Consider the following 10,868-nt stretch of genomic DNA (forward strand, 5'->3'; position numbering starts at 1 on the left):
GAGTTGGTGGGGGAGGGGGTGCGGGCGCGGTTGGTCGAGGTGGATTACGCGTCGCATTCTTCGCACGTGGAGGAGATCCGCGGGCGGTTGCTCGCTGATCTGGAGGGGATTGTTCCGCGGTCGGGTTCGGTGCCGTTCTTTTCGAGCGTGACCGGTGGTCTGTTGGACACGAAGGTCCTGGACGCTGAGTACTGGTATCGCAACCTGCGGGAGACCGTCGAGTTCGAGAAGGCGACGGAATCGCTGCTGGCCGAGGGGTTCCGGTACTTCATCGAGGCCGCCCCGCATCCGGTGCTGGGGGTTGCGGTGGGGGAGTCGGCGGAGGCGGCGGGTGTGGATGTTGCGGTGTTGGGGACGTTGCGGCGGGGTGAGGGCGGGGTGGATCAGGTGCTCCGTGCGGTGGGCCGCGCCTGGGAGTGCGGGCTGGAAGTGGACTGGTCGGAGGCGTTCCCGGAGGCGCGGCGGGTCGAGTTGCCGACGTACGCCTTCCAACGCAGCCGCTACTGGCTCGACGTTCCCCACACGAGTTGGGACGTCGCCTCGGCGGGTCTCGCCACGACCGGGCACCCGCTGCTCGGCGCGGCGATGCAGGTCGCCGACTCCGATGAGCTACTGCTCAGCGGTCGGATCTCGCTGGACTCCCACCACTGGCTCGCCGACCACACGGTGTCGGGCGTTGTCCTCTTCCCCGGCACGGCCTTCCTCGAACTCGCGCTGCGCGCCGGGGCCGAGGCGGGCTGCCCGGTGGTCGAGGAACTCACCCTCGGCTCGGCGCTCGTACTCCCGGCCGAGGGTGCCGTCCACCTACAGCTCCGGGTCGCTGCGCCCGACGGCGACGGCCGGCGAAGGCTCAGCGTGTTCGCCCGCACGACGAGGGACGCCGACGCACCGTGGGCCGAGCACGCCACCGGCACCCTGGCACCCCGGTCCACCGGGGACCCGGCCGGTCTGCTGAGCTGGCCGCCGTCCGGTGCCGAACCCGTGGACACCGGCGACCTCTACGAGCGCTTCGCCGAGGCCGGCTACCACTACGGCCCCGCCTTCCGCGGCGTCCGTGCCGCGTGGCTCCGCGGCGGCGAGGTGTTCGCCGAGGTGGTGCTGCCGGAGCCGCAGCACGCCGACGCGGCCGGATGCGCGCTGCACCCCGCGCTGCTGGACGCGGCTCTCCAGATCGCCGCGCTGCTGCCCGACCAGGACGGCCGGGCCCGACTGCCCTTCAGCTGGAACGGTGTGACCGTCGGGGTCACCGGGGCCACTACGCTGCGCGTACGGCTCGCCGCCGACGCGGCGGACGCCGTGACCCTGCACGCCCACGACCTGTCCGGCCGGCAGGTGCTCGCGGTGGAGTCCCTCCTGCTGCGGCCTCCGGCCGAGGGCGGGCGGCTCTCCGCGACCGCCCACGCCGACCTGCTGTACCACCTCGACTGGACCCCGGTCGCCGACCCCGCCGACAGTGCCGCGCCCACTTGGGGCGCCCTCGGCGGTGCCGGCCCCGGCACGGTGTCGTGGCAGGACCTCGACGCCCTGGGGGTCGCCCTCGGAGCGGGCGCCGCCCTTCCCGAGGTGATCGTGGCGGCCGTCGCCACCATCGGCCTGCCCGACTCCGCCGACCGGGTCCGCGCCACCGCGCACCAGGGCCTCGCCCTTGTACAGCAGTGGCTGGCCGACGAGCGGTTCACCGAGGCCAGGCTGGCCCTGCTCACCAGGGACGCGGTCCGTACCGGACCGGCCGACCGTCCCGTCGATCCCGCCCAGGCCGCCCTGTGGGGCCTGGTGCGCAGCGCACGGGCCGAGCACCCCGGGCGCTTCGTCCTCATCGACGCGGCCGGGACCGGCGAGCCGGCGGACGCCCTGTCCGCGGCGCTCGCCACCGGGGAACCCGAACTGGCGCTGCGTACCGGGCCGCCGCTGCTGCCGCGGCTGGTCCGCAGTGGACGGGCGGACGGCATGCTGTCCCTGCCGGACGGCGCCGCCTGGCGGCTCACCACCGACGGTCGGGGCTCCCCGGAGGACATCACGGCGGAGCCCGCTCCCGACGCCCTCGCCCCGCTGGGCAAGGGCGAGGTGCGGATCGCGGTGCGTGCCGCCGGGTTGAACTTCCACGATGTCATCGCCGCGCTCGGCCTGGACCCCGACCCCGAACAGCAGGGCCTCGGCAGCGAGGGCGCCGGGACCGTCATCGCGGTGGGCCCGGGTGTGGACGACCTGGTGCCCGGGGACCGGGTGATGGGGATCTTCGGGGGCGCGTTCGGCCCGACCGCCGTCGCCGACCGCCGTACCGTCGCCCGGATACCGGCGGGCTGGTCCTTCGCCCGCGCTGCATCCGTGCCGGTGGTGTTCCTCACCGCCTACTACGGCCTGTTCGACCTCGGGGGACTCCGGCGCGGCGAATCGGTACTGGTCCACGCCGGGGCCGGCGGTGTCGGCATGGCGGCGGTGCAGCTCGCCCGGCACGCCGGGGCACGGGTGTTCGCGACGGCCTCGCCCGCCAAGTGGGACGTCCTGCGGGCCGGCGGGTTGGACGACGCGCACATCGCCTCGACCCGGACCACCGACTTCGCCGAGAAGTTCCTGGCGGCCACCGGCGGGCGCGGCGTCGACGTCGTGCTCGACAGCCTGGCGCGGGAGTTCGTCGACGCCGGTCTGCGGCTGCTGCCGAACGGCGGCCGGTTCGTGGAGATGGGCAAGACCGACGTACGCGACGCCGGGACGGTCGCCCGACAGCACCCCGGGGTGCGCTACCGGGCGTTCGACCTGATGGAGGCCGGTCCGGAGCGCATCGGCGAGATGCTCGCCGACGTCCTGCGCCTGTTCGAGCAGGGAGTGTTGCGTCCCCTGCCCCTCACCGGCTGGGACGTCCGGCAGGCCCCGGCCGCCCTGCGCTCGCTCAGCCGGGCCCGGGGCGTCGGCAAGAACGTCCTGCTGCTGCCCGCTGCGCCGGACCCCGAAGGGACCGTCCTGGTCACCGGGGCCACCGGCACCCTGGGGCGGCTCCTGGCGCGGCACCTGGTCGTCGCGCACGGCACTCGGCACCTGCTGCTGGCGGGCCGCCGGGGCGGCTCTGCCGACGGGATGCCGGAGCTGGTGGGGGAGCTGACCGGGCTCGGGGCGTCGGTCACCGTCGCCGCCTGCGACGTCGCCGACCGCGCCGCACTCGCCGACCTGCTCGGGTCGGTGGACGCCGCGCACCCGCTGACCGCCGTCGTCCACGCGGCCGGTGTCCTGGACGACGCCACGATCGCCGGGCTGACCCCGGACCGGCTCGACCGCGTCCTGCGGCCCAAGGCGGACGCGGCGCTGGCCCTGCACGAACTCACCCGGGGCCTCGACCTCGCGGCGCTGGTCCTGTTCTCCTCGGGCGCCGCCCAGTTCGGCGCCGCCGGGCAGGCGAACTACGCCGCCGCCAACGCGGTCCTCGACGCCCTCGCCGCCGAACGCCGGGCCGAGGGACTGCCCGGCCTGTCCATCGGCTGGGGCCTGTGGGAGGAGCGCAGCGAGATGACCGCCGCGGTCACCGCGGGCCGGGGCGTCGGGGTGGGCGCGCTGACCTCGGCGGAGGGCCTCGCCCTGTTCGACGCGGCACTGGACTCCCCGTACGCCTACCGGCTCGCGGCCAGGATCGCCCCGTCCGTGCTGAGGGAGGACGACCGCCTGCCCGCCGTGCTCCGCGGCCTGGTCCGCCCCGCCCGTACCGGCGCCGCTTCTGCCGCGGAACCGGACCGCTCGATGGCTCAGCAGCTTGCCGAGTTGCCGGCGGCCGAGCTGCACCGGACCCTGCTCGACCTGGTACGCGGCACCGCCGCTGCGGTGCTCGGCCACAGTTCGCCCGACCTGATCCGCCCGGCCCGCCCGTTCAAGGACGTCGGCTTCGACTCCCTCACCGGCGTCGAACTGCGCAACCGGCTGGTCTCCTCGACCGGGCTGCGGCTGCCGCCCGCGCTCGTCTTCGACCACCCCACCCCGGAGGCACTGGCACGCCACCTTGCCGAGCGGGCCACCGCCGCCCGCCCGACGGGCGACGCGGCGGTCCGGGCCGGGCTCGACACCCTGGAGGCCCTGCTCGAAGCCCTGCAGCCGGGCGGCGTCAGCGACGAACTCGCCGCCCGGATGAGGGAAGTGCTGACCCGCCGGCTGCCCGGCGGGACACCGGCCATCACCGCCCGCCCCACGGAGGACGCGGACGACGCGGACGACCTGGCGCCCGATCTGATCGAGGCGGCCAGCGACGACGACGTGTTCGACTACATCGACCGGCAGTTGGGGTCCACATGACCCCGGCACCGGTCCACCTTCCCCGCGCCGTCCGCGCACCCCGCCCATCCCGAGACGAGACCCGAGCAGCCCGAGACGAAAGCAGCGGTGTCCAGTGAGCGACCAGAGGATGCGTGACTACCTCAACCGGGTGACCATCGACCTGCGGGACACCCGGCGGCGGCTCCGGGCGGCCGAGGCCCGCACGAGCGAGCCGATCGCGATCGTGTCCATGGCCTGCCGCTTCCCCGGTGGTGTCCGCACCCCGGAAGACCTCTGGGAACTGCTCGTCGAAGGCCGCGACACCGTCGCGGCCGTCCCCGGCGACCGGAGCTGGGAGACCGCCTGGCCGTCCGGCGGCACGGTCCCCGGGCGAGGGGCGTTCCTGGACGGCGCCGCGGACTTCGACCCGGAGTTCTTCGGCATCTCGCCCCGTGAGGCGGTCGCGATGGACCCGCAGCAGCGGCTGCTGCTGATGGCTTCCTGGGAGGCCGTGGAGCAGGCCGGCATCGACCCGCTCACCCTGCGGGGCAGCCGTACCGGGGTGTACGCCGCGGCCATCGACCAGGGCTACGCGACGCTGGGCCCCCGCGCCGCCGAAGCCGTCCAGGGGTTCCTGATGACGGGGAACTCGATGAGTGTGATGTCCGGGCGGTTGTCCTACACGCTCGGCCTCGAAGGCCCCGCCGTCACCGTGGACACCGCCTGTTCGGCCTCGCTGGTGGCGCTGCACCTCGCGGCGCGGGCCCTGCGGGCCGGTGAGTGCTCGCTCGCGCTCGCCGGCGGGGTCAGCGTGATGGCGCTGCCGGCGGTGTTCGTCGAGTTCAGCCGGCAGGGCGCGATGTCCCCCGACGGCCGCTGCAAGCCGTTCGCGGCGGCGGCGGACGGCACCGGCTGGGGCGAGGGCGTGGGGTTGCTGCTGCTGGAGCGGCTGTCGGACGCGCGCCGCAACGGCCGTACGGTGCTGGCCGTGCTGCGCGGTTCGGCGATCAACCAGGACGGCGCCAGCAACGGCCTGACCGCCCCCAACGGCCCCTCCCAGCAGCGGGTCATCCGGGCGGCCCTCGCCGACGCGGGACTGACGGCGTCCGAGGTCGACGCGGTGGAGGCGCACGGCACCGGGACCACCCTCGGCGACCCCATCGAGGCCGACGCGCTGCTGGCCACGTACGGCCAGGACCGGCCGGCCGACCGTCCGCTGTGGTTGGGGTCGCTGAAGTCCAACATCGGGCACACCCAGGCCGCCGCCGGGGTCGCCGGGGTCATCAAGACGGTCCTCGCGCTGCAACACGGTGTCCTGCCGCGCACCCTGCACGTGGACGCGCCCACCCCGCACGCCGATTGGTCCTCGGGAGCCGTCGAACTCCTCACCCAGGCCCGCGACTGGCCCGCCGTCGACCGGCCGCGCCGCGCCGGCGTGTCCTCGTTCGGCATGAGCGGCACCAACGCGCACGTCGTCCTCGAACAGGCACCGGAGCCGGAACCGGCCGACGCACCGGAAGCAGGGACCGACGGGCCGGACACCGCGGCCGGGCCGTCGGCGGAGCCGGCGGGCGGGCCCGGGGCCGCGTCGGCCTGGGTACTGTCCGGCCGCACCGCGTCCGCGCTCGGGGACCAGGCGGCCCGGCTGCGCGCCCGGCTCGTCACGGACGCGACCGCACGGCCGGCCGACATCGGGTTCTCGCTCGCGACCACGCGGTCCGCCTTCGAACACCGGGCCGTGGTGATCGGGGACGGGCAGCACGCCCTGCTGAACGGGCTCGCCGCCCTGTCCGGACCGGGCACGGACCTCCCCGCCGGTCCGACCCCGGTGCCCGCCCCTGCCACGCCCGCCGACGTCGTCACGGGCACCGGCCGGGTCGTCGAGGGCCGGACGGCACTGGTGTTCCCCGGCCAGGGCTCCCAATGGGCCGGCATGGCGAGGGACCTGCTCGCCACCAGCCCCGTCTTCCGGGACCGCCTCGCCGCTTGCGACGCCGCCCTCTCCGCCCATGTCGACTGGCAGCTCTCCGCCGTCCTGGAGGGCGCGCCCGGCGCGCCCTCCCTGGAACGGGTGGACGTGGTGCAGCCGGCGCTGTGGGCGGTGATGGTGTCGCTGGCCGCGCACTGGGAGTCCTGGGGCGTCCGGCCCGACGCCGTGGTCGGGCACAGCCAGGGAGAGATCGCCGCCGCCGTCGTGGCGGGAGCGCTGAGCCTGGAGGACGGAGCGAAGGTCGTCGCCCTGCGCAGCCAAGCCGTCCGGGCGCTGACCGGACTCGGCGGCATGGTCGCGGTGTCCCTGCCCGAGGACGAGGTCCGCTCCACGATCGCCCCCTGGGCCGAGAAGCTGTCGGTGGCCGCCGTCAACGGGCCCGCCGCCGTGGTGGTCTCGGGGGAGCCCCGGGCCCTCGCCGAACTGCTCGCCCACTGCGCCGCACAGGACGTACGGGCCCGGGCCGTACCCGTGGACTACGCCTCGCACTCGGCCCAGGTCGAACGGATCAGGTCCGAGGTGCTGGCCGCGCTGGCCGGCGTACGCCCGCTCCCGGCCCCGATACCGCTGTTCTCCACCGTCACCGGAGGCCAGCTCGACACCACGGCCATGGACGCCGACTACTGGTACCGCAACCTCCGCGGCACCGTCCGCTTCGACGCGGCCGTACGCTCCCTGGTCGAGCAGGGCCACGAGGTCTTCGTCGAGGTGTCGCCGCACCCGGTGCTGACGATGGCCCTCCAGGACACCGCCGAGGCCACCGGCTCCGCGGAGCCGCCGGTGGTCGTCGGCACCCTGCGCCGCGACGACGGCGGACTGCGCCGGGCCCTGCGCTCGGCCGCCGAACTGTGGGTGGCGGGCGCGGCCGTCGACTGGTCCGCGGTGTACGCCGGTACCGGCGCCCGCCCGACCGCCCTGCCCGGATACCCCTTCCAGCTGCGCCGCTACTGGCTGGAGCCCGAAGCGGCGCCCGACACCGGACCGGCCGCCGCCCATCCGCACGACACGGCCTTCTGGCACATGGTCGACCACGACGACCCGGCTGAGATCGCCGCGCGCCTCGCCGTCGACGAGGACGCCCTCGCCCCCGTACTGCCGGCCCTGCGCGGTTGGCGCGAACAACGGCGCGACGAGAGCGTCATCGATTCCTGGCGCTACCGCATCGGCTGGCAGCCCCTGCCCGACCCGCCGGCCGACGTCCCCGCTGCCGGCACCTGGCTCGTCGTCCTGCCCGCCGGACTCGACGACGCACGGGTACGCGGCCCGCTGCTCGCCCTCACCGAAGCGGGCGCCACCGTCCTCACGGCGGAACTCACGGCCGACGCCGTCCGCCGCACGGACCTCGCCGACGTGCTCGCCACCACCCTCGGTGACCTCGTTCCCACGGGCGTGCTGTCGCTGCTGGCCGCCGCCGAGCAGCCCCACCCCGACCACCCCGCCCTGCCCACCGGGACGGCACTCACCGTCGCGCTGGTGCAGGCCCTCGGCGACCTCGCCCTCGCGGCACCCCTGTGGTGCGCCACCACCGGGGCCGTGTCCACGGGCCCCGACGACCCGGTCACCCGCCCCCGCCAGGCACTGGTCTGGGGCACCGGACTGGTGGCCGCGTTGGAACTGCCCACCCGCTGGGGCGGGCTCATCGACCTGCCACCGGACCTCGACGACCGAGCCAGGGCCCGGCTCGTCGCCGTACTGACGGCCTCCGGCCCCGGCACGGACGGCTTCGGCCGCGAAGACCAACTCGCCCTGCGCCCCACCGGCATCCTGGCCCGCCGCCTCCGGCACGCCCCCCGCAGCGACGGCCGAACGAACCACTGGAAGCCCCGCGGCACCGTCCTGCTGACCGGCGGCACCGGAGCCGTCGGCCCGCACCTCGCCCGTTGGCTGGCCCGCAGCGGCGCCACCCACCTCGTCCTGCCCGGCCGCCGCGGCCCCCAGGCGCCCGGCGCGGCCGAACTCGCCGCGGAACTGGCCCCCCTCGGCGTACGACTGACCCTGCCCGTCTGCGACCTGGCGGACCGTCAGGCCGTGGCGGAGCTGCTCACCGGCCTGGAGACGGCGGGCGACCCGGTCACCGCGGTCGTCCACGGGGCCGCCTTCGTCGCGCTCGCCCCCCTGGACGGCACACCGATGTCCGCGTTCGAACAGATCGTCGCCGCCAAGGCTGCCGGCGCCGAACACCTCGACTCCCTGCTCGACCGCGAACTCGACGCCTTCGTCCTGTTCTCCTCGATCGCCGGAGTCTGGGGCAGCGGCGACCACGGCGCCTACGCCGCGGCCAACGCCTACCTCGACGCCCTGGCCCAGCACCGCCGGGCCCGCGGTCTCACCGCCACCACCATCGACTGGGGCATCTGGCAGGCCGAGAACCCCTGGCAGGACCGCATCGCCGGAGAGGACGCCGACCTGTTCAAACTGGAACAGCACGGCCTGCCCCGGATCGCCCCCGACCTCGCCGTGCACGCCCTGCGCCAGGCGCTGGACGACGACGAGACCGTCCTCACCGTCGCCGACGTCGACTGGGAGCGGTTCGCCGCCGTCTTCACCTCCGCCCGCCCCAGCCCGTTGCTCACCGACATCCCCGAAGCACGCCGCGCCCTGGAGACCGCGGCCACGGACTCCGAGGCCCCCGCCGCCGCGCTGCTGCGCCAACGGCTCGCCGCCCTCGGTGAATCCGAACAGCACCGCCTGCTGCTCGACCTGGTCCTCACCCACGCCGCAGCCGTCCTCGGCCATGCCACGGTGGACGCGATCCGGCCCGGCAGAGCCTTCCAGGACATGGGCTTCGCCTCTCTCACCGCGGTCGAACTCCGCAACCGGCTCAACACCGCCACCGGACTGCGGCTGCCGTCCAGCCTGATCTTCGACCACCCGTCGTCCACCGCGCTCGCCCAGGAGATCCGCGCCGAACTGCTCGGCCTACGGTCCACCGAACCGGACCCCTGCGGCCCGGACGCCGCCGCGCAGCCGCACGCGCCCGAGGGCGAGCCGATCGCGATCGTGTCCATGGCCTGCCGCTTCCCCGGCGGCATCGGCACCCCCGAAGACCTGTGGCGCCTGCTCGCCGACGGCGGCGACGCCGTCTCCGACTTCCCCACCGACCGGGGCTGGGACGTCGAAGCCCTCTACGACCCCGACCCCGACCACCCCGGCACCTCGACGACCCGACGGGGCGGCTTCCTCCACGACGCGGCCGATTTCGACGCGGAGTTCTTCGGCATCTCGCCGCGCGAGGCCCTGGCCATGGACCCGCAGCAGCGGCTGCTCCTGGAAACCACCTGGGAAGCGATCGAAGGCGCTGCCATCGACCCGACCGCCCTCCGCGGCAGCCGTACCGGAGTGTTCACCGGCGTCAACTACGCCGACTACGCGGCCGTCGTCGCCCAGTCGGAGGAAGGGGACGGTCACCTGCTCACCGGCAGTGCACCCAGCGTCGTATCCGGCCGAGTCGCCTACACCCTGGGCCTCGAAGGCCCCGCGGTGACCGTCGACACGGCCTGTTCCTCCTCGCTCGTCGCCCTGCACCTCGCCGGCCGCGCGCTGCGCGGCGGAGACTGCTCCCTCGCCCTCGTCGGCGGCGTCGCCGTGATGGCGACCCCCGGCGCCCTCATCAGCTTCTCCCGTCAGCGGGGACTCGCCGAGGACGGCCGCTGCAAGGCGTTCTCGGACGACGCGGACGGCATGGGCATGGGCGAGGGCGTCGGCGTCCTGCTGCTGGAGCGGCTGTCGGACGCCCGCCGCAACGGACACCCGGTACTGGCGGTGGTACGTGGCTCCGCCGTCAACCAGGACGGCGCCAGCAACGGCCTCTCCGCCCCCAACGGTCCGTCGCAGCAGCGGGTGATCCGTGCGGCGTTGGCGGATGCGGGGTTGTCGGCGTCGGAGGTGGACGTGGTGGAGGCGCACGGTACGGGGACGCGGTTGGGTGACCCGATCGAGGCGCAGGCGCTGCTGGCGACGTACGGCCAGGACCGACCCGCCGACCGGCCCCTGCTGGTCGGCGCCCTCAAGTCCAACCTCGGCCACGCCCAGGCGGCATCGGGGGTGGCGGGGGTCATCAAGGCGGTGCTGTCCATGCGGCGTGGGCAGGTGCCCCGCACCCTGCACGTCGGCAGGCCCTCCGGCCATGTCGACTGGACACGCGGAGCGCTGGCCCTCGCGACCGAGCACCAACCCTGGCCGCTCCATGGCCGCCCTCTCCGGGCCGGGGTGTCCTCGTTCGGCCTGAGCGGCACCAACGTCCACGCCATCCTTGAGCACGTACCGTCGGAGAACGACGGCTCGACGGCCGAACGCATCCCCCTCCCGGCCGTTCCCTGGCTGCTGTCGGCGAAGAGCCTCCGGGCACTGCGCTCCCAGGCCGAGCGCTTACGCAGCCATCTGGACGGCGGCCCCGTACCCGACCCGCGCGACATCGGTTCCGCCCTGCACGCGCGCACCGCCTTCGAGTACCGCAAGGCGCTGATCGGAGACCGGGACCAACTCCACACCCAACTGGGCCAGATGGCCGATGACGACTCGGGAGCGTGGGACGGCGGTCGTACGGTCGACGGTCGTTCGGTGGTGGTGTTTCCGGGTCAGGGGTCGCAGTGGGTGGGGATGGCTGTGGGGTTGTTGGGTGGTTCGGAGGTGTTTGCGGGGCGGA

At 74.8% G+C, this 10,868-nt stretch carries 2 protein-coding genes; both read left to right on the forward strand.

Going from position 1 to position 10,868, the window contains the following annotated elements; translation table 11 throughout:
* A partial coding sequence (locus tag ACFV88_RS35710; RefSeq protein ID WP_385496388.1) for an SDR family NAD(P)-dependent oxidoreductase occupies window positions 1–4,272 on the forward strand: 4,272 nt, incomplete at its 5' end.
* A 109-nt stretch (window positions 4,273–4,381) separates the two neighbouring features.
* Window positions 4,382–10,868: type I polyketide synthase (locus ACFV88_RS35715; RefSeq protein WP_385496389.1), on the forward strand; the 6,487-nt coding region annotated here is incomplete at its 3' end.

Origin of the sequence: Streptomyces sp. NPDC059816 (assembly GCF_042732055.1) — a bacterium.
Classification (GTDB): Bacteria; Actinomycetota; Actinomycetes; order Streptomycetales; family Streptomycetaceae; genus Streptomyces.